The sequence below is a fragment of the Vibrio neptunius genome, from assembly GCA_019339365.1.
Lineage (GTDB): Bacteria > Pseudomonadota > Gammaproteobacteria > Enterobacterales > Vibrionaceae > Vibrio > Vibrio neptunius.
Map to the genome: position 1 here is coordinate 3,006,171 of CP079859.1, position 18,418 is coordinate 3,024,588.

At 44.7% G+C, this 18,418-nt stretch carries 18 protein-coding genes and 1 pseudogene; 4 read left to right on the forward strand and 15 right to left on the reverse strand.

The annotated features are described in order from the left end of the window. Positions 1-34: 34 nt before the first annotated feature. The 3 genes from KW548_14040 to fadI all read right to left on the reverse strand — a co-directional run bounded on the left by KW548_14040 (position 35) and on the right by fadI (position 4,117). A complete protein-coding gene (locus tag KW548_14040; protein QXX06208.1) occupies positions 35-583 on the reverse strand; it encodes an NAD(P)H nitroreductase in 549 nt (182 codons plus the stop codon). Between the two features lie 103 nt (positions 584-686). Beyond that, on the reverse strand, positions 687-2,810 hold the full coding sequence (fadJ, locus tag KW548_14045; GenBank protein QXX06209.1) for a fatty acid oxidation complex subunit alpha FadJ: 2,124 nt from the start codon (positions 2,808-2,810) through the stop codon (positions 687-689). Continuing rightward, entirely contained in the window at positions 2,810-4,117 is a 1,308-nt protein-coding gene (gene fadI / locus KW548_14050; GenBank protein ID QXX06210.1) for an acetyl-CoA C-acyltransferase FadI, read from the reverse strand. The genes fadJ and fadI overlap by 1 nt, the downstream gene beginning before the upstream one ends. A gap of 625 nt (positions 4,118-4,742) precedes the next feature. On the opposite strand from fadI, the gene KW548_14055 reads away from it, so the two are divergent. From KW548_14055 to KW548_14070, 4 genes are all read left to right on the forward strand, one after another. Then, positions 4,743-5,318 (forward strand): sigma-70 family RNA polymerase sigma factor, encoded by a 576-nt coding sequence (locus tag KW548_14055; protein ID QXX06211.1) that lies wholly within the window; start codon positions 4,743-4,745, stop codon positions 5,316-5,318. Further along, entirely contained in the window at positions 5,311-6,039 is a 729-nt protein-coding gene (locus KW548_14060) for a DUF3379 domain-containing protein (protein ID QXX06212.1), read from the forward strand. The genes KW548_14055 and KW548_14060 overlap by 8 nt, the downstream gene beginning before the upstream one ends. 265 nt (positions 6,040-6,304) lie before the next feature. Then, the gene (locus KW548_14065) at positions 6,305-7,642 is read left to right on the forward strand and encodes an outer membrane protein transport protein (GenBank protein QXX06213.1); all 1,338 of its coding nucleotides are present in this window, start codon (positions 6,305-6,307) and stop codon (positions 7,640-7,642) included. Between the two features lie 316 nt (positions 7,643-7,958). After that, the gene (locus KW548_14070) at positions 7,959-9,269 is read left to right on the forward strand and encodes an outer membrane protein transport protein (GenBank protein QXX06214.1); all 1,311 of its coding nucleotides are present in this window, start codon (positions 7,959-7,961) and stop codon (positions 9,267-9,269) included. A 50-nt stretch (positions 9,270-9,319) separates the two neighbouring features. Here the strand turns inward: KW548_14070 and KW548_14075 are convergent, their stop codons facing one another. The 12 genes and pseudogenes from KW548_14075 to KW548_14130 form a co-directional block, all read right to left on the reverse strand. Beyond that, positions 9,320-10,090, reverse strand: coding sequence for a VacJ family lipoprotein (locus KW548_14075; protein ID QXX06215.1), 771 nt, complete (start codon positions 10,088-10,090; stop codon positions 9,320-9,322). A 62-nt stretch (positions 10,091-10,152) separates the two neighbouring features. Then, positions 10,153-11,373, reverse strand: coding sequence for a c-type cytochrome biogenesis protein CcmI (gene ccmI / locus KW548_14080; GenBank protein ID QXX06216.1), 1,221 nt, complete (start codon positions 11,371-11,373; stop codon positions 10,153-10,155). Continuing rightward, complete coding sequence (locus tag KW548_14085; protein QXX06217.1) at positions 11,373-11,852, reverse strand: cytochrome c-type biogenesis protein CcmH; 480 nt, start codon at positions 11,850-11,852, stop codon at positions 11,373-11,375. Before KW548_14085 ends, ccmI begins: the two co-directional genes overlap by 1 nt. Next, the gene (locus tag KW548_14090; GenBank protein ID QXX06218.1) at positions 11,849-12,403 is read right to left on the reverse strand and encodes a DsbE family thiol:disulfide interchange protein; all 555 of its coding nucleotides are present in this window, start codon (positions 12,401-12,403) and stop codon (positions 11,849-11,851) included. The genes KW548_14085 and KW548_14090 overlap by 4 nt, the downstream gene beginning before the upstream one ends. Further along, the gene (locus KW548_14095; GenBank protein ID QXX06219.1) at positions 12,403-14,361 is read right to left on the reverse strand and encodes a heme lyase CcmF/NrfE family subunit; all 1,959 of its coding nucleotides are present in this window, start codon (positions 14,359-14,361) and stop codon (positions 12,403-12,405) included. The genes KW548_14090 and KW548_14095 overlap by 1 nt, the downstream gene beginning before the upstream one ends. Beyond that, complete coding sequence (gene ccmE, locus KW548_14100; protein QXX06220.1) at positions 14,358-14,843, reverse strand: cytochrome c maturation protein CcmE; 486 nt, start codon at positions 14,841-14,843, stop codon at positions 14,358-14,360. The genes KW548_14095 and ccmE overlap by 4 nt, the downstream gene beginning before the upstream one ends. Then, positions 14,840-15,046 carry a heme exporter protein CcmD gene (gene ccmD, locus KW548_14105; GenBank protein QXX06221.1) on the reverse strand — a complete coding sequence of 69 codons (207 nt, stop codon included), beginning with the start codon at positions 15,044-15,046 and terminating at the stop codon, positions 14,840-14,842. Before ccmD ends, ccmE begins: the two co-directional genes overlap by 4 nt. Positions 15,047-15,049: 3 nt before the next feature. Then, positions 15,050-15,802: a heme ABC transporter permease gene (locus tag KW548_14110; protein QXX06222.1), complete on the reverse strand. Its 753-nt coding sequence runs from the start codon at positions 15,800-15,802 to the stop codon at positions 15,050-15,052. Positions 15,803-15,918: 116 nt separating this feature from the next. Beyond that, positions 15,919-16,587, reverse strand: a complete 669-nt coding sequence (gene ccmB / locus KW548_14115) for a heme exporter protein CcmB (protein QXX06223.1) — start codon at positions 16,585-16,587, stop codon at positions 15,919-15,921. Positions 16,588-16,589: 2 nt separating this feature from the next. After that, positions 16,590-17,210, reverse strand: coding sequence for a cytochrome c biogenesis heme-transporting ATPase CcmA (ccmA, locus tag KW548_14120; GenBank protein QXX06224.1), 621 nt, complete (start codon positions 17,208-17,210; stop codon positions 16,590-16,592). A gap of 191 nt (positions 17,211-17,401) precedes the next feature. Next, positions 17,402-17,895, reverse strand: a pseudogene (locus KW548_14125) (DUF2802 domain-containing protein). Further along, a complete protein-coding gene (locus KW548_14130) occupies positions 17,895-18,389 on the reverse strand; it encodes a chemotaxis protein CheW (GenBank protein ID QXX06225.1) in 495 nt (164 codons plus the stop codon). The pseudogene KW548_14125 and the gene KW548_14130 overlap by 1 nt, the downstream one beginning before the upstream one ends. Between the last annotated feature and the right edge of the window lie 29 nt (positions 18,390-18,418).

Sequence of the window (18,418 nt, forward strand, 5' to 3'; positions counted from 1 at the left end):
ATAAAAAGAGCTTGGGGGACCCCAAGCTCTTTTGTTACAAGTACTCGACAAACTTACTCAGGTCCCGTTCTGGTACTTTCATTGGGTTACATGATGGTGTTCCCAAATAGAGAAAGCCAACAATTTCATCTTCCCCTGTTAGACCAAACGCATCATGAACTGCTGGGTGAAACATCCACTTTCCTGAACGCCAAAAGCCTTGAAAACCTTGAGCCACCGCGGCCATTTGCATAGCCTGCACCGCACAACCCGCAGATAGATATTGCTCCAGTGGCGGTACTTTTTCATGCTGAGTAACTTTAGCAATCACTGTGATAACCATAGGTGCTCGGAATGGCGCATTTTTCAGTTTGTCTAACACCGCGTCTTCGCTGTTCTCGACTTTGGCCGCTGATACCAGAATGTGTGACAGCTTGTTAAGACCTTCACCTTGGGAAATAACAAAGCGCCAAGGTGTTAAGCCCGCGTGATCTGGGGCTCTCAATCCAGCACGGATTATATTCTCAAGCACCTGTCCTTCTGGCGCAGGCTCAGACAATTTTGCTATCGAACGACGGTTGAGCAACAAATCTAAAGCATCCATTTGAAATCCTTACTGAGTTTTTATCTTTGCTTTGGCTTGATCATAACCTCAGGTAACAAAAAAGGCGAACCTTACGGTTCGCCTTACCATCTTCGATCTCGCGTTACTCGTAAAACGATTTTTCTAACCCTGCTCGGGTTAACAAGCCATCACAAGGAGCGAAACGATCCCCGTATTTCTGTGCGTGCTCGTTCATCATTTCTACCAGTTTCTTCACACCAATCTGGTCCATATAGCGGAATGGACCACCAAGGAAAGGAGGGAAGCCAATACCAAAAATAGCACCAATGTCACCATCTCGAGGGCTACGAATAATGCCTTCGTCCAGACAGCGAACCGCTTCATTCAACATAGGTAGCACACAGCGCATCGCGATGTCTTTCTCTGCCATCTTAGACTCTGGTGATAAGCTAAGTAGCTTATACACTGACTTGTCGACTTCCTTCTTCTTACCTTTATAGGTATAGAAACCTTTACCTGTCTTACGTCCTTTACGATTGTCATTCAGCAAGATATCGAACACGTCAGGGCCTTGGAAACGTTCGCCTAATTCTTCAACCAGAATCGGCATGATCTTAGCACCGATATCGACACCAACTTCGTCAAGCAAGGTTATCGGGCCTACTGGGAAGCCATAGTTCAGCAAAGCTTTATCCAATTGCTCTATCGGCTCACCAGACATCAAAACTTGTGCCGCTTCATTCATGTACGGAGCAAGAATACGATTCACATAAAAACCCGCGCAATCTTTAACAACAATCGGCGTTTTACCTTGCTTACGTGCAAACTCAACGACAGTCGAGATTGTTTCTTCAGACGTTGTTTCATGAGGAATCACCTCAACCAACGGCATTTTTTCTACTGGGCTAAAATAATGCAGGCCGACGATGTTTTCAGGTCGCTGAGCTTTTTCCGCTATCTGATGAATGGGCAGCGAAGAGGTATTAGTTGCAAAAATAGTGCTCTCTTTTGCATTCTCTTCCACATCGGACACCATTTGCTGCTTGAGGCTCAGATCTTCAAATACCGCTTCAACAACAACATCCGCATGATTGAAGCTGGTGAAATCGGTTCCACCTGACATTTGTAACATTTTAGACTGCAGTTGTGCGTTAGAAATAATGCGACGCTTACGCTGCTTATCAAACAGCTTGTAGTTGTACTTCAACGCGTTAAGAACACCATCGTTAGAGACATCTTTGATACGCACTGGAACTTTCGCTTTCGAGACGCTGACGTGGCTAATTCCGGCACCCATCAGGCCACCACCAAGAACCGCTGCACGTTCAATCGCTTTAGGCTCAGCATCGCTGCCATTCTCTTTCTTCATCTCAGTTGTCGCGAAGAATATAGAGCGAAGTGCTTTCGACTCTGAGGTCATCACTAGCTCACCAAAGCGCTGCGCTTCTTTTTGCTGGCCTTTCTCAAACCCTTTCTCTAAGCCGTAGCGAATCACTTCTAGGATTGCCTCTGCCGCTGGGTAATTGCCACGAGTCTTTTCGAGGGTCTTCTTTGATGCTTGCTCAAAGATCACTTTACGACCAAGACCGGTATTAGCGATTAGCTTCTCTTTCGTTGAAACCTTGCGCTTAGCTCGCGATTTTCCAGCATGCTTTTCGACAAAGCTCTTCGCTACCTCAAGTAAAATCGTCTCAGGTACCACGGCATCCACAACACCAAGCTTCTTGGCTTTTTTTGCACGTAGCTGCTTACCTGTCAGGATCATATCCAAAGATGGCAATAGCCCAACAAGACGTGGCAGTCGCTGCGTACCACCAGAGCCTGGGAGCAGTCCAAGCTGTACTTCTGGTAACCCTAGTCGAGTTTTATCTGAGTTCGTACAAACACGGTAATCACATGCAAGGGCAAGCTCTAAACCGCCACCCAAGCAAGGGCCGTGAATGGCAGCAATAACAGGATAAGGTAAGTCAGATAGTTGCTGAAACATCTGTTGACCTTGCTCGGCTAAAGCTTGCGCTTGTGAAGCACTGTTACATGCATCCAGCATCCTTACATCAGCGCCTGCGATGAAGTTATCAGGTTTCAGAGAGTGAACAATCAAACCTTTTACTGAGGATTTTTTCTCCTTCAGTTGGGTAAAAATGTCTTCCATTTCCTGAGCAAACGCTGCCTGCAAGGTGTTCATTTTCTCACCCGGAACATCAATAGACAGCCAGGCGATATCTTGTTCGTCTATTTTTAGCTCAAACGCTTTTTGCTCGCTCATTACTCAACCTCCAAAACCATAGCTGCACCCAAACCACCTGCGGCACACGCTGTATTCAGCGCCAGTCCACCACCTCGACGTTTTAGCTCTCTTAACGTCTGAGTTATCATTCGTGCGCCAGTGGCTGCAAATGGGTGACCATAAGCAATAGAACCACCCAACACATTAAACTTATCCATATCGATTTCACCAATCGCTTTGGATCGGCCCAGTTGCTCTTGAGCAAACTTATCAGAAGCAAACATCTTCACATTGGATAAGGTTTGAGCAGCAAATGCTTCATGCATATCAATCAAAGTAAGGTCAGACAGTTCAATACCCGCTCTGGACAGAGCCATCGGTGTTGAGTAAGAGGGACCCATTAACATATCCGTTTCAACACCAATCGCAGAGAATGCGTAAGAGCGGATGTAACCCATGATATCGAGGCCCAACTCTTTTGCTTTGCCTTCACGCATCAGCATAATTGCCGCGGCACCATCGGTGAGTGGCGTACTGTTTGCAGCGGTGACACTACCATACTGACGATCAAAGGCCGGACGTAACTTTGCGTAACCTTCGAGTGTAGAGTCATAGCGAATGTTATTGTCTTTTGCGAGCCACTTTTTATACGGTTCAGGGAATGCCGTCATGACTTCCCCTTCAATTTTCCCTTCATTCCACGCCTGAGCAGCAAGAGTATGAGAACGATGGGCCAACGCATCTTGCTCAAGACGAGTAATCGCATGTGATTTAGCCATCTGTTCAGCAGTTTGGCCCATGGACAAACCTGTTGAGTATTCTGCCACGGCTGGAGGTACTGGCATCAAATCTTTTAAGGACAAACTTTTAAGAATCTTGAGCTTTTGGCCTAGAGTTTTCGTTTTGCTCAGGGCAAGTAGATTTGCCGCCAGTTTTTTAGACACGCCAATGGGTAATACTGAAGAAGAATCTGCGCCACCCGCAATCCCCACATCAATCGTTCCAGACATAATGCTTTCAGCCACATTGACCGCCGACTGAAAACTCGTCGCGCAAGCTCGGGTCACGCTGTAAGCATCAGTGTGAATATTCATTCCTGTACCAAGAACGATTTCACGAGCAATGTTCGGAGCTTCCGGCATTTGCACGACTTGACCAAAAACGACTTGATCGACAAGCTTTGGGTCGATCTCAGTTCGCGCCATCATCTCGCTTACGACCATTTTACCCAAATCAACTGCTGGCACTTGACTGAATTCAGTACTTTGACGTGCAAATGGTGTACGCAAACCAGCGACAACCGCGACGCGCTCTCCGGAGCGCGTTTTCACTTCCTGTTTGCCCATTGTTTCTCCTTTAAAGAATAGAGGTCTGACCAGAAACATTGTAATCAGAATGTTAATACAATCAAACGGTCGTTTAAATAAACGTGATTTAGGATGGAAAAGCAGTTTACTTGTTTGGAATGAACGAAAGCTGAACGGCAGAGGCATTTATAGAATAGATAGCTTGCAGAAAAAGCCTTGGTTTAGGCAAGCTGATTGCAAAAAAATCTATCATCTATAGTTACAGTGGCGAAAAATGTTGAGCAAAAAAAAAACCACACAGAACTGTGTGGTCGGAATATATAAAACAATTAACTTACGCCAATTGAAAATAATCAGTTTCCTGATTAGGAGAAAGTAAAGTCAGCCTTCAAAAGGAAGTGTCATCTTGCTCAACATGTTGGTCATAAGACCAACTAGATGACAAGGAATACTATAACCGTTGAAACTGAGCGGATTTTGAAATAGATCAAGTTTGAGTGGATTTATCCACTTAATTAGATTTTATAAAATAATCCGATTAACTTTAATTCTATCAGTCGCTATGAGAACATTCGCTTGCACATAAAGTTGGACATGCCCATTTCATTCAGGTCTCACGAACAACCTTTACTTACAGGCGTTCAACAAAAACCACAGAGCAAATTTGGAGGCTCATGTGTCAGTCATCAGTTTTTTTGGGAAGAAAAAGTCCAGTCGCCCGGTCAACTCGGATATGGACAGACAAAGAAAGTATGAAGCGCTTGTCAGAGCGTATCACAGAGACTTGTACCGTTACGCTTACTGGTTATGTAAAGACCAGTCGGTGGCGGAGGATTTAGTACAAGAAACTTGCCTACGGGCATGGAAATCGCTGGATAGTTTACAGGACGAAAAAGCCGCTAAATCTTGGCTCATTACCATATTGAGACGAGAAAACGCCCGCCGTTTTGAGAGAAAACAGTTTGACCTGGTCGATATTGATGATCACGGCAACGATGCAAAGGTCAGCGATGACCCACACCATCAATCCGAATGGATTCAGGCGCAGATCATGAAGCTGGAAGATGAGTATCGCGAACCACTTTTCCTACAAGTCATCGGCGGATTCAGCGGCGAAGAAATTGGTGAAATACTCGGTTTGAATAAGAACACTGTGATGACACGTCTCTTCAGAGCAAGAAACCAACTGAAAGATATGTTAGATACAGAAAACCGTCACAGAGGGCAGCAAAATGGATGAGTTAGAGTTTCGTCGTCGCATCATGTCCGATCCTAAAGACCGCGACAGCGATATGTTAGAAGCCATTAAGTCGAGTGATGCCAATGGCAAGTTCGCCGATGATATAATGGATCTTGATGCTCAGATTGCCAAAGCAATGAATGTAGATGTCCCTGAAGAACTGGCGGACAGAATATTGTTCCATCAGACATCAAGCACAGAATCAAACGTTGTTAGAACAAACTTTGCCAAACGAGCAATGGCCATGGCGGCATCGGTTGCGTTTGTTTTTGGCTTGCTCGTCGGACAGGTAAATTGGGGTAACCTCGTTGTCTCTCCAGCACAAGCAAGTCTGGCTGATACTGCCATCAAGCACGTCATTGCTGAAAAGCCATTCGTTCAAAATTTGGATGAAGATGTCGCATCATCGCAAATCAACGCCAAGATGATGCCATTTGATCACCAGCTTGGTGAAAACTTCCCATATCATGTCTACTACCTCAACCATTGTGGATTTGGTCAATCGAATGCACTTCACATGGTCTTCCGTGGTGAAAAAGGGAAAGTGACCCTGTTCTTAACAGGCATTACTTCAGACAAGACTGTCGACTTCGAGAAAGAAGGTATGGCGGGTGTTATAGAACCTGTCGGTCAGACCAGTTTAATCTTGGTCGGAGAAGAGGGTGAAGATGTGGCCAAAATCGCCGAAAACTTGATGACTATCATCAAGCCCATGAGTTAACCAAATTTTAACATTTTGTGACCCATCTCATGGCTTGAGCGAATCGTTCAAGCCATTTTTTTAGCACAAAATTAGAGCTCAAGCTCTAAAAAGAAGTTTTTTCCAGCATTTTCCTGCCAAATACACATCATTTCCATAATTTTATCATCCAATTAGGTAATGGTCGGATTTCTATCTTTTATACTTGAGTCTAGTATCAGCCACCACTGAGCTTTTGCTCGAGTATAACGTCCGGTAGAGACGAACAAAAAAGGAAAAAGCAAAAATGAACAAGACGCGTCTGTTTAAAAAATCACTTTTAGCAGTGACCATTGCCACAACCACAATGGCTTCGCAGCAAGCTCTCGCTGCCGGTTTCCAACTTAATTCTCAATCAGCGACTGGTTTAGGCCGTGCATTCGCTGGTGATGCTGTTATCGCCGATAATGCTTCTGTTATGTCTCGTAACGCTGCAGCAATGTCATTATTCGACCAAACAGAAGTGTCGCTTGGTTTTAACATCATCGACTCCGAAGTAAAAATAAAGGATTCGACTTACACTCAACCAGCTGCAGCCGGTGGTTCATCTAGTTCTGTCGATGACACAACAAACGATGCAACCTCTTTTGTACCTAACTTTTATATTGTACACCCTGTTAACGAAGAGTTTGCTGTCGGCCTCGGTATTTACTCTAACTTTGGTACAACCAATGAATTTGATAGCAACTGGGGGACAAATACTGGTACGTTGTTCGTGAACGGTACGACTGCAGTTTCAGCAGTTCCTGGCGCTGATGCATTTGGCGGTATAACCAATGTTAGCACTACAAATATCTTACTGGCTGGCTCTTATCGTATTAATGAACAATGGAGTGTTGGTGGTGGCTTAGATATAATCTACGGTGAGGGGGAACTCAAGCGCCAATCGACCATGAACGTAGTGCAAGTACCTAGTACTGCAACAGGTACAACAAATACTCAACAGCTAATGGATATCGATGCTTCAGGTTGGGCTTTCGGTTTTAACCTAGGCACTGTTTTTGAAATGGACGAAAACAACCGCTTCGGTTTAAGCTATCATTACAGCCCAGAGAAAGAAGTGAGCGGCACTGTTTCGTACAACGGTAACTCAAATATCGGCGATCTTAAGATCCCACTACCCGATATGTTTGAATTCTCTGGTTACCACCGTATTGAAGACACTAAATTCGCTGTTCACTACAGCGTACAGTGGATTGGTTGGAGCACTTTCGATCGCTTAGCAACAACTAACGGTACTGAAATTAAAGAATATAAGTGGAAAGATACCTTCCACTACTCTATTGGTGGTACCTACTACATTAACCAAGACTGGGAAGCTCGTGTAGGCTACATGTTCGACGAAGGCGTTCAAGATGAACTGACTTCAGTATCCGTACCTGATTCTGACCGTCAATGGTTCTCTGCCGGTGCCACATACCATATCAACCAAGATCAAGCAATAGATGTTGGCTTCACCTATCTCATAGGCGAAGACCAAAAGGTTAACGACACCATCACAAGTGGTGCGAATACCATTAAGCTAGATACAACGACTAAAGCGACAGCTATGTTGTTCGGTGTGCAATACACTCACAAGTTTTAACGTCTAGTTAATAACAACTTTAAAGGGCCAGTTTTTACTGGCCCTTTCTTTTAGCTGAACGATAAAGCCCACTTTAAACCTCTGTTTATCAACTATTTTCAGCTTACACATGTACTCGTAAACAACATTCTCAGACTACGCGTGTACGCTCAGTTTACAAAACAAGCCATTAACATTTAGTTGATTAAGTAGGTTAATACTCATTTTTAAGTATTTTATACCAAATGCTAGCTTAACACTGTTTTTAATTTTTAAAGCAATAACTCTAAACTTATGATCGCACGACCATCTCTCGACACGTTCAGCGAACATTAAAATGAAAACAAACAAAACTCTCCTATCTCTTGCAGTGGCAGGTAGCCTTCTTTCAGTATCAGCATCAGTCAATGCAGCGGGATTCCAGCTCGCTGAATATTCAGCGACAGGGTTAGGTCGCGCCTACGCGGGTGAAGCCGCTATAGCCGACAACGCGAGCGCTCAGTGGCGCAACCCAGCAATGCTAACCTATCTAGAAGGTACTCAGATTTCTGTTGGCGCTATCTATGTCAACCCTAATGTTGACGTTGAGGGCACTGTAGATGGCTCAAAGTCTTTAAGCCCTTTACTTCCTACATCCAATGCTTCTTCTGATGATTTCGCGAATGACGCCGTTATTCCTAACTTTTATCTCTCTCATAAATACTCTGACAAAGTCGCAGTCGGCTTTGCCTTGGGTACTAACTACGGTATGGAAACCAATCTGGGTGATGACTTTGCCGCCGCACACTTTGGTAATGAAGCCAGCGTCACCACGATGGAAGCCAATCTAAACGCCGCTTATAAGCTGAATGAACAATTCAGTTTTGGTGGTGGCCTCCGTTACGTCATGGGTGAAGGTAGCTTCGGTGCAAAAACACCGCAATACAATGTATTGTCACAGTCGCAAGGCACTACTCTAAAGTATATGGAAGGTGATGATACGGCGTGGGGTTGGCAAGTAGGCACAGCTTGGCAAATTAACCAAGATCATAGAATTGGCTTTACTTACAAATCTGAAATTGATCTTAAACTTGAAGGCTACGCAACCGGTATTGGTTTTAACTCGGCCCTTAGGGACGGGAACCGTGACAATGGCTCTATGGATCTCGCCTTACCAGCCACCGCTGAACTAGCAAGCTTCCACCAGCTAACGGAAAAGCTTGCTATCCACGCAAGTTTAAACTGGACTGATTGGAGCAGCTTCGAGAAGCTTGAAGCACAACTTGATACCTATGGTACTAAAATGGTCAAGGTTGAAAACTGGGAAGACAACTACCGTTTCGCCATCGGTGCCACCTATCAGGTTGACCAAAAACTAACTCTGCGTACGGGCGTCGCATACGACACATCAGCAGTCAGTGATAAAAATCGCACCATTACCATTCCAGAAACCGATCGTACATGGTTAAGCCTAGGGGCGAGCTACGAGTTTACTAAGCAGTTCACACTAGATGGTGGATTAACCTACATCCTCGCGAAAGACGCGCCGATCACAGAGTCACGTGGATACACCTCAGACGATGAAGCGCAAAGGGTTGCTGGCCAGTTTGTCGGCGAGACGAAAGGCAGCGTCTGGCTAATTGGTGTTCAAGCCAGTTACACATTCTAAATAATTATCCCGCAAAGAAAAAAGGCTTGGTCAATGACCAAGCCTTTTTATTAGAAATCTTCATCCAGATATTCATCTAAGTAAGCTTCTTCGTCTGCATCGTAATCATCCTTGGGCTCGATTTCCGCTTTAAAGTCTTGCCTCTGAAGAAACGCATCACGTGTCAGCGCATATGGATCAGGGGAGTTTTCTAGCATAGCTTCTTGGGACACCAACGCCGCACGCGTCTCCATACCTTCAAGCGCCCACTTACCTAGCCCAGCCCAGAAGTTAACTAGCGATAGCGGTATATATAAGCCATCGACAATATCTGTGGATTCACGCACAGTCCAAGGTCCATAGCCCGGCACCATAACATAAGGACCATTGCCTACTCCGTAATGTCCAACAGCATCACTGAATGCTTTCTCGTTGTGATCGGTAATCCCCGCTTCTGAGGCAATATCAATAAGACCTAACAAACCAAAAGTACTGTTAATCCAAAAGCGATTAAAATGGTCAAGCGCTTTTTCACCGTTTCCCATCAACAGATTATTTACCATACTCGCTGGTTCGTCTAAGTTGCCAAGAAAGTTAGATACACCATGACGCAATGGATCAGGCACATAATTAACATATGCCAACGAAACGGGACGTACAAAATAAGGGTCCAGGAAATCATAGTTAATGGTCCACATTGTGCGGTTGAAACCCTCAAATGGATCATTCACTTCAGATTCGGCTGACGTTGAGTATTCATTTTCTTGAGGAGAACCCGCACAGCCGAATAATAAAATCGACGTACAAGCAATCACCCAGATCTGAGACTTAAGGCTCTTCATTATTATAATTTCCATAAAAAAGGCTGGTATCGTCACCAGCCTTCGTACATTCATAAGGAGTATCATTGATACTGCTTATCAATTATAACTTCAACAGGTTCGCCCATTTTAACGGCTTCGCTCTCTCCAAACCAGTCCCCTTGCTTCGTTGCGACATTTCCATCGCTATCTAAACGAACCCTTACCATCAAAGATTCGAGTGAAGAAAGCTTGCGATTTTGCAACATGCTATTCCCGTCATCCAAAACAACAGTCCTTGGGAAAGAACCGAGTGGATACCTCGCTGCAGCAACTGGCATTGGCGCGCCATCAGCAGTGTGTACCGATACAATCAAAGCTGAGTTAGGATCTGCTTGAACTTGCTCACTGATCGATATTAAAACGGATACCGATTGACCGCTAGAAACGTGTTCACCCATTTGTTTCTGAGCATTCTCGATACTTCGAGAAAGCATCTCGTAGCGACTATCTTGAGGGCCTATCATCTGCTGCATAACGCTCCAGTAGCGAACCGCTGCTGGATAATCTTTGCGCTCGTACGCATCGAAAGCTAACAAAGAGAATACGCGTAAATCAACATAATCACTTTGAACCAGTTGACCAAGTATCTTACGAGCTTTGTCTTGGTCGATATCATCCTGAGACAACATCAAAGCTTGCGCATAACCCAGTTTCACATCCGCGTTATCTGACTCAAGCCTGTACGCTTTTCTCATCGACCCAATTGCCGTTTCCACATCCCTATTGGCGAGTGCAATTCGACCAAGAAGCAACCAGCCTGTAGAATCATCAGGTTGGTAATGCAAACGAGTGCGAAGTGCTAAAGTAAGATCTTGCATTTCGTCATCACTCAACGCCGTCCCTTCCGGTGCCATCAGCTTTTTCGACAGAGCAGGAAGATTGGCACTCACTTGCTGCCATTCTACGACTTCATCTGAAGCACCAAATGTCATATACATCGCATAAGACAATACAATGACCAGAAGGACCGATGGTATAAGTACTGCCGTAGGTGAAATACCGTTTTCACGCTCTGCTTTTTGAGCTTGCGGAATGTCATCTAGCAGTGACTGTTTCAAATCGTCAATTAGCTCTTGTTGGTTTTCGACTAACCCTTCTTCAGTTTCTTCTTTAAGCTCCGATAAACGATCTTTGTAAAACGCTTTATTTAATTCATCACGTAATGCTTCATCATTATTCGCTCTTTTTCTAACGATTGGCAAAACAATCAACAGTGAACTCAATGCAACGAGAATGACTGAAGCTACCCAAAATAGTGTCATTACTGCTTGTCTCCATCATTCTTATCATCCAACAGCGCTTTCAAGCGTGCTTCTTTCGCTTTATCCCAAGATTCTGTCTGCTCAGGTTGCACTTTACGCGATCGAGTTCTTAGGACAATAAAGCCAAAACCAAATACCAAGACAAAAATCGGTCCTAGCCATAAAATTGATGTCGCCATTGTGAATGGAGGATTATAGGTAACAAAATTGCCGTAACGAGCAATCATGTAGTCAACAATTTCCTGTTTTGACTTACCTTCTTTAGTCATCTCATACACTTTTTGGCGTAAGTCGACAGCCAACTCTGCGTTGGAATCCGCAATCGTATTGTTTTGACATTTAGGACAACGAAGCGTATTTCCGAGTTCTTTGAACTGCTGCTCTTGTTGCAAATTTTCAAACTCATAAATTTGGATTGTGGCATGTGCAGCTAAAGACAGAGTCATCGCAGCAAGTAAAGCGAATATCATCTTTTTCATTGACCAGCCTCCGCGAGAACTTGCTCATACATCGGCTTAAGCGTTTCGTTCCAGTTACGGTCATTCACATCACCGACATGGCGATAACGAATCTTCCCTTGCGCATCAATAAGGAAGGTTTCTGGGGCACCATATACGCCTAAGTCTAAACCAAGCATTCCGTTACCATCGAATAAGCTAATCAGGTATGGATTACCCAGCTCATTCAGCCACTGAACAGCTTTATCACGCTCATCTTTGTAGTTCATGCCGATGATCTTCACACCTTGAGATGCTAACTCATTCAGGTATTGGTGCTCTGCATAACAAGTTGGGCACCAAGTCGCCCATACATTTAGCAGTAGTGGCTCACCTTTAAAGATGGATTGATCATAAAGCTTGCCTGGCTCAGCGAGATCTTCAAGACGAAATTCGGGCACCGATTTTCCTACTAGCACAGATTCTAGCTTAGTAGGATCATCGCCATGCGAGTTTTTAATCAGTTGGGCAGCAAAGACAGCCACCAAACCCAAAAACACAAACAGTGGGATGAACAGTAGTTTCTTATTCATTATGCCTCCTGCGTCTTAGTGCTTTGTCTAAAACGATAGCGCTTGTCACTGATTGCAATAGCGCCGCCCAGAGCCATCAACAGGGAGCCTGCCCAGATCCAACGAACAAACGGTTTGTAATAAATACGCACGGCCCAAGACTTATTGTCATCTAGACGTTCGCCCATCGCAATATACAAATCACGAGTCACACCACGATCAATCGCAGCTTCAGTCATCATCGAGCGTGCAGTGCGATAGAAGCGTTTTTCTGCGTGAAGGGTATTAATGTACTGACCATTATGAGTGATCTTGAAGTCAGCAATATAACCATCATAGTTCGGGCCATCTTTGTCACGCAGTCCTTCAAAGTAGAAGTCATAACCTTGAATGTTGTAATGCTGACCAGGAGCTAAGCGTACATCTCGCTCGATGCTGTAGTTCTGAACCATCGCAATACCAATAATACTTACGGCAAGGCCAATGTGACCCATCATCATCGCCCAGTGACTACGCTGAAGTTTCTTGATGCCAACAGCAAAACTGTGACGATGAGTTGCACGTTCATGCAACTCAAAGCCGTGCATGAAGATAATCCACAACGCCATCACCCAGCCTAAATAAGCCATAAACTGGAAGAAATCAGCAAACAAGTATACAAATACACCTGCGAGTACAAGCGACGCTATGCCAGAAACCAGCATAGGCTTGAGCAAGCTTGTTAAGCTATCTCGTTTCCAACGAATCAGCGGACCGATACCTAACAAGAAAGAGAAAGGAATCATTAACCACGCAAACAACATATTGAAAAATGGCGCACCGATAGACACAGAGCCCAAGCCAATCTGTTTATGTACTAGTGGTAATAGCGTACCAACTAAAACCACGACCAAAGCAGCAATCAATAGGACGTTGTTTGATAGCAATGCATTTTCGCGTGAGACTAAGCTGAAGTTACCTCTAGCACGAACGGTTGCCCCTTTTAGAGCAAACAAAAGCAGTGAGCCGCCGATAACAAACACCAAGAAGCCGAGTATAAACATACCTCGTGAAGGATCAGATGCAAACGCGTGAACTGACACCAAAATACCCGAACGTACAAGGAACGTACCTAACAAACTAAGAGAAAATGCAGAGATAGCCAACAACACAGTCCAAGCTTTGAAAGTACCACGCTTTTCGGTTACGGCTAATGAGTGCATAAGTGCTGTGCCCGCAAGCCAAGGCATAAATGATGCGTTTTCTACTGGATCCCAGAACCACCAGCCACCCCAGCCGAGTTCGTAATATGCCCACCACGAACCTAGCGCGATACCCAGAGTCAGGAACAACCAAGCTGCGGTGGTCCAAGGACGAGACCAACGAGCCCAAGCGGTGTCAAGTCGCCCCGTCATTAACGAAGCGATTGCAAAAGAGAACGCAACTGAGAAACCGACATAACCCATGTAAAGCATTGGTGGATGAATAATTAAGCCAGGGTCTTGAAGCAATGGGTTCAAGTCGCGCCCATCAACAGGGAAGAAAGGCAAAGTACGTAGAAATGGGTTAGATGTGACTATGATGAATAGTAAGAACCCAACCGTAATCATCCCCATGACAGCAAGTACACGGGCCACCGATTCTTGCGGCATACCACGGCTGAATGCCGCGACTGCTACTGTCCAAGCGGCTTGGATAAGAACCCAAAGAAGCAAGGAGCCTTCATGCGCTCCCCAAACGGCGGTCAGGCGATAGTACCAAGGCAACTGACTGTTTGAGTTAGTAGCAACATAATTGAGTGTAAAGTCATTGGTATAAAATGCCCAAAGCAGAACACAAAAAGAGAAAAGTAACAGTAGGAACATTCCCCAAGACAGAGGCCTTGCGGTGTTCATCAGCATGGTATTATTTCGAGATGCACCGACTAACGGCAGTATGCTCAATAGCACTGCCATTGCCAGTGAAACAATCATTGCAAAATGACCAATTTCAGCAATCATTGACCGCTTCCTTGTTTTTGTTGTTGTGTATATTCAAGCGGTTGGTGATTTTTCTTCATCGCTTCCGCTATCTCTGGCGGCATGTATTCTTCATCATGCTTTGCCAACACTTCAAAGGCTTCCACGGTGGTCGCATCTTTCAACACACCCTGAGCGACAATACCCTGCCCTTCCCTGAACAGGTCTGGAAGAATACCGTCATAGACGATGGTGACCTTTGGCCCGATATCATGCAAATCGAAAGAAACACGCAATGATTCAGGGTCTCGTCGAACCGAACCTTCAACCACCATACCGCCAATCCGAAGACGCTGGCCGACTTCAGGTTTGGTGCCGTCAGGTTTTCCATCCACTAGCTCTGTCGGTGTATAGAACAAATCCATATTCTGATTCAATGCGTAAAGCATCAAACCAACAGTAGCGCTAATACCAATGAAAATGGTTAAGACAATAGCCAGCCTTTTCTTTCGCCTAGGGTTCATAATGTGTTCTCCAAATTTTTAGCCGCATCAATACGCGCTTGCCTGTCTACCTTCGACTGCACTTCATTCAACAGGTTTTTGCCACGGCGGATGCTGCCTATAAGCAGAACAAACATCGAAAAGAATGTGATACCAAAAGCGCTCCAGACATAGCCTGCATAACCGCCCATCGCGAAAAAATCGCTCAAAGATTCAAAATGCATCGTTTAGTTACCTCGCTGAGATTTAGCCTGAGCTAAAGCAATCACCCACGGGCGGTGACTCTCTTTGCTAATAATCTCATTGCGTAGACGAATCATCGTCACTACACCAAAGAAAAAGGCAAAACCGAAAATGTTCAGCAATAGAGGCCAAAGCATATCGCTAGAGATGGAAGGCTTTGCAAATTTAGTGATCGTCGCTCCCTGATGTAGGGTATTCCACCACTCAACTGAAAAATGAATAATCGGTAAGTTCACCACGCCAACAATCGCAAGAATGCCCGCGGCTTTTGCGGCGGTTTTTTGATCATCAAACGCGTGATAGAGTGCGATAACACCGAGATAAAGGAACAATAGGATCAGTTCAGAAGTTAGACGTGCATCCCATACCCACCATGCCCCCCACATCGGCTTACCCCATACAGCACCTGTAAGTAGAGCAATGAAAGTATAAACTGCACCGATTGGCGCCATTGCAGAAGCGGCCATATCTGACAGCTTCACCTGCCATACCAAGCCAATAAATGCGGCAATAGCCATGGACATGTAAACACCCATAGACCAAATCGCAGAAGGGACATGGATGTAAATAATCCGGAAGCTGTCACCTTGTTGATAGTCAGAGGGGGCGAAGGCCAGCCCCCATATTGTCCCTACTGATAAACACAATAGGGCTAATATCAAAAACCAGGGCAATAGCTTACCACACAGCTGATAAGCAGTTTCGGGCTTGGCATAAGGATGGAGCCATTTCCACATCGTCGTTCTCACTCTTACTTCAGTCTTTGTCTTATGTACGTCTCTTAGACTTATTTTGACAATTATTAGTTTTGTAATTTATAGAAAGGGGAAAATTCGTGCTTGATCGAAAACAATTAATTGACACTCACTCTCAACGCCGCACTGATCGCAAATGGTGTTAGGGTCATTGCCCCCATCAACATCGCCCCCATGATTGCGAGCTGTCCGTTGTATGCCATTCCAAGTGAAGCAGCATCAATAGCCGAAGTCGCAAAAATTAGTACGGGAATATACAGAGGCAAAATCAACAAACTGAGTAACACGCCCCCTTTTTGTAGACCCACCGTCAACGCGACACCAATAGCACCGATGAAGCTCAACGTTGGAGTGCCTACAAGCAAAGTCGAAACAATAGCCAACCAAGAGTTCATATCAAGAGAAAGTAAAATAGCCAGCAAAGGGCTAATCAAGATCAAGGGTAAGCCCGTCAAAGCCCAATGAGCAATGACTTTTGACATCACCACGACTGGCAACGGGACAGGCATTAACATCATTTGTTCCAGTGATCCATCCTGAAAATCGTCCCTAAATAGCCTTTCTAGAGATAACAATGCAGACAACAATGCCGCGACCCACACAATACCGGCAGCAATACGAGCCAACAGGCTGGGCTCTGGACCAATGCTGAGTGGGAAAAGTGTAATCACTATGATGAAAAACCACAGCGGATTGAGTATGTCTGCCTGACGGCGAAACGCAATAAGTAATTCACGTCGAATAATACTGTTCATCGTTGCAAACATGGCTAACTACCCAGTTTTATTTTTCTTAGTTTTGGAGTATCAGCGAACATATCCTGATGCGTTGTCAGTATCACGATACCACCCTTTTCAGCGTGGCTAAGAAAGAGAGATTCCAAAACTTTCACTCCCTGTTTATCGATCGCTGTCAACGGCTCATCCAAGATCCAAAGTTTATGATCGCTCAACCACAAACGTGCCAGTGCAACTCGACGTTGTTGCCCTGCAGATAACTGAGCAACGGGGACATCCTCACGACCCACTAAACCCACTTTCATAAGAGCGCGATAAATCGTCTCTTTATCGACTGGCTTATGAGAATGAATATTAAGGTAGAACCTCAAATTTTCATAAGCGGTGAGCTCACGTTTTACACCCGTTTGATGGCCCAAAAACAGCAGTTCTTGGTGATAACCATCCCGGTTTGACTCAATGTTTTCGTTGTTCCAGAAAATCTCACCACTGTCACGATCTCCGAGCCCAGTAACGATACGCAATAACGTTGTTTTGCCCGTGCCATTTCGGCCTTCAATCTGTACTAACTCACCGGAATTTATAGTAAAAGATAGGGATTCGAAGAGAATTCTTTCATCTCTGATGGCAGTCAGTTGAGATACTTCTAACATGAACGTTCACTAGATAAATTTTATGTGGGTATAGTACCACAGCCGTACTCACACAAAATAGAAATAGCCCCATACGAATCACGAAACTCGGTAAGATTCTGTTAATAATCTATCACAGCTCAATCCAACTACCACTAAATGGTTACAATTGAACACAAAAAAAGGATGCTGTTTGCATCCTTTTTCAATCTTTATTTTCTTGCACTTTTTCGCCGTACTGGTGCTTTTCGTTGTTCGTTACTTGCTCTTAGCGGAGGAACCTTTTCTTTTCCAGCAATCTTTTTTGCAAAGATAACATCAACTCCGCTTCCGCTTTAGGCAATTCACATTCTTCAATGAGCTCGTTAACGTCAGCGCCTAGCTGAACCATTTTTGTGGCCCGTGAATACAACCGGCCATCACCATCTTCCTGTTCTAGTTCTGATATTCTTTCGTTCAGGTGCTGGATGAGGTCCTGCTGCTCACTGACGCGTTGTCCCAATCCGACAACCACTGAGCGTACTTCAAGCAATTGCTTTGTTGCCTTGTGTAACTCTTTATCAAGATGACGATTTTGCTGTCGCCAATGGTCGGCCATTAAACGCTGACTTTTCTTAAGACGAAAAAGAGCCAATACAAACAACAGTACAACTAACGCAACGGCTCCTGCAATCACAGGAGCATTTGCCAACACAACCGCATCCATTACAGGTGAGCCATCTCATCCCATTCTTCGTCAGTCAGAAGTTTGTTCAGATCAACCAGAATTAGAAGCTTACCATCGCGGTTGCTTACACCTTGGATGAATTTAGCACTTTCATCAGTACCAACACTTGGCGTGGTGTCAATTTCAGAAGAACGCAAATAAACCACTTCAGCAACACTATCCACTAGAATACCAATCACCTGATGTTCAGATTCAATCACGATGATACGTGTATTATCGGTAATTTCACCTTCCATCAAGCCGAAGCGTGAACGGGTATCGATTACCGTTACGACGTTACCACGTAGATTGATAATACCTAGAACATATTCAGGCGCGCCTGGCACAGGAGCAATTTCGGTATAGCGAAGTACTTCACGTACTTGCATGACATTGATACCGTAAGTTTCTTCTTCTAGCTGGAACGTCACCCACTGAAGTACTTCGTCATTGGACTGATCTTTTCTTACTTCGACTTCATTAGTTTGAGACATACCTATTCCTCTCTAAGCCTAAATCGGCA

What these genes read in the sequence shown, in the direction of transcription:
- fadI (QXX06210.1), bottom strand. Translation starts at nt 4,117, where the DNA reads ATGGGCAAACAGGAAGTGAAAACGCGCTCCGGAGAGCGCGTCGCGGTT.
- ccmI (QXX06216.1), bottom strand. Translation starts at nt 11,373, where the DNA reads ATGACACTATTTTGGGTAGCTTCAGTCATTCTCGTTGCATTGAGTTCA.
- KW548_14095 (QXX06219.1), bottom strand. Translation starts at nt 14,361, where the DNA reads ATGATTGCTGAAATTGGTCATTTTGCAATGATTGTTTCACTGGCAATG.
- KW548_14110 (QXX06222.1), bottom strand. Translation starts at nt 15,802, where the DNA reads ATGTGGAAATGGCTCCATCCTTATGCCAAGCCCGAAACTGCTTATCAG.
- KW548_14085 (QXX06217.1), bottom strand. Translation starts at nt 11,852, where the DNA reads ATGAAAAAGATGATATTCGCTTTACTTGCTGCGATGACTCTGTCTTTA.
- KW548_14090 (QXX06218.1), bottom strand. Translation starts at nt 12,403, where the DNA reads ATGAATAAGAAACTACTGTTCATCCCACTGTTTGTGTTTTTGGGTTTG.
- KW548_14075 (QXX06215.1), bottom strand. Translation starts at nt 10,090, where the DNA reads ATGAAGAGCCTTAAGTCTCAGATCTGGGTGATTGCTTGTACGTCGATT.
- KW548_14130 (QXX06225.1), bottom strand. Translation starts at nt 18,389, where the DNA reads ATGTCTCAAACTAATGAAGTCGAAGTAAGAAAAGATCAGTCCAATGAC.
- ccmB (QXX06223.1), bottom strand. Translation starts at nt 16,587, where the DNA reads ATGTTTGCAACGATGAACAGTATTATTCGACGTGAATTACTTATTGCG.
- KW548_14065 (QXX06213.1), top strand. Translation starts at nt 6,305, where the DNA reads ATGAACAAGACGCGTCTGTTTAAAAAATCACTTTTAGCAGTGACCATT.
- KW548_14060 (QXX06212.1), top strand. Translation starts at nt 5,311, where the DNA reads ATGGATGAGTTAGAGTTTCGTCGTCGCATCATGTCCGATCCTAAAGAC.
- ccmD (QXX06221.1), bottom strand. Translation starts at nt 15,046, where the DNA reads ATGCATTTTGAATCTTTGAGCGATTTTTTCGCGATGGGCGGTTATGCA.
- fadJ (QXX06209.1), bottom strand. Translation starts at nt 2,810, where the DNA reads ATGAGCGAGCAAAAAGCGTTTGAGCTAAAAATAGACGAACAAGATATC.
- KW548_14070 (QXX06214.1), top strand. Translation starts at nt 7,959, where the DNA reads ATGAAAACAAACAAAACTCTCCTATCTCTTGCAGTGGCAGGTAGCCTT.
- ccmE (QXX06220.1), bottom strand. Translation starts at nt 14,843, where the DNA reads ATGAACCCTAGGCGAAAGAAAAGGCTGGCTATTGTCTTAACCATTTTC.
- ccmA (QXX06224.1), bottom strand. Translation starts at nt 17,210, where the DNA reads ATGTTAGAAGTATCTCAACTGACTGCCATCAGAGATGAAAGAATTCTC.
- KW548_14040 (QXX06208.1), bottom strand. Translation starts at nt 583, where the DNA reads ATGGATGCTTTAGATTTGTTGCTCAACCGTCGTTCGATAGCAAAATTG.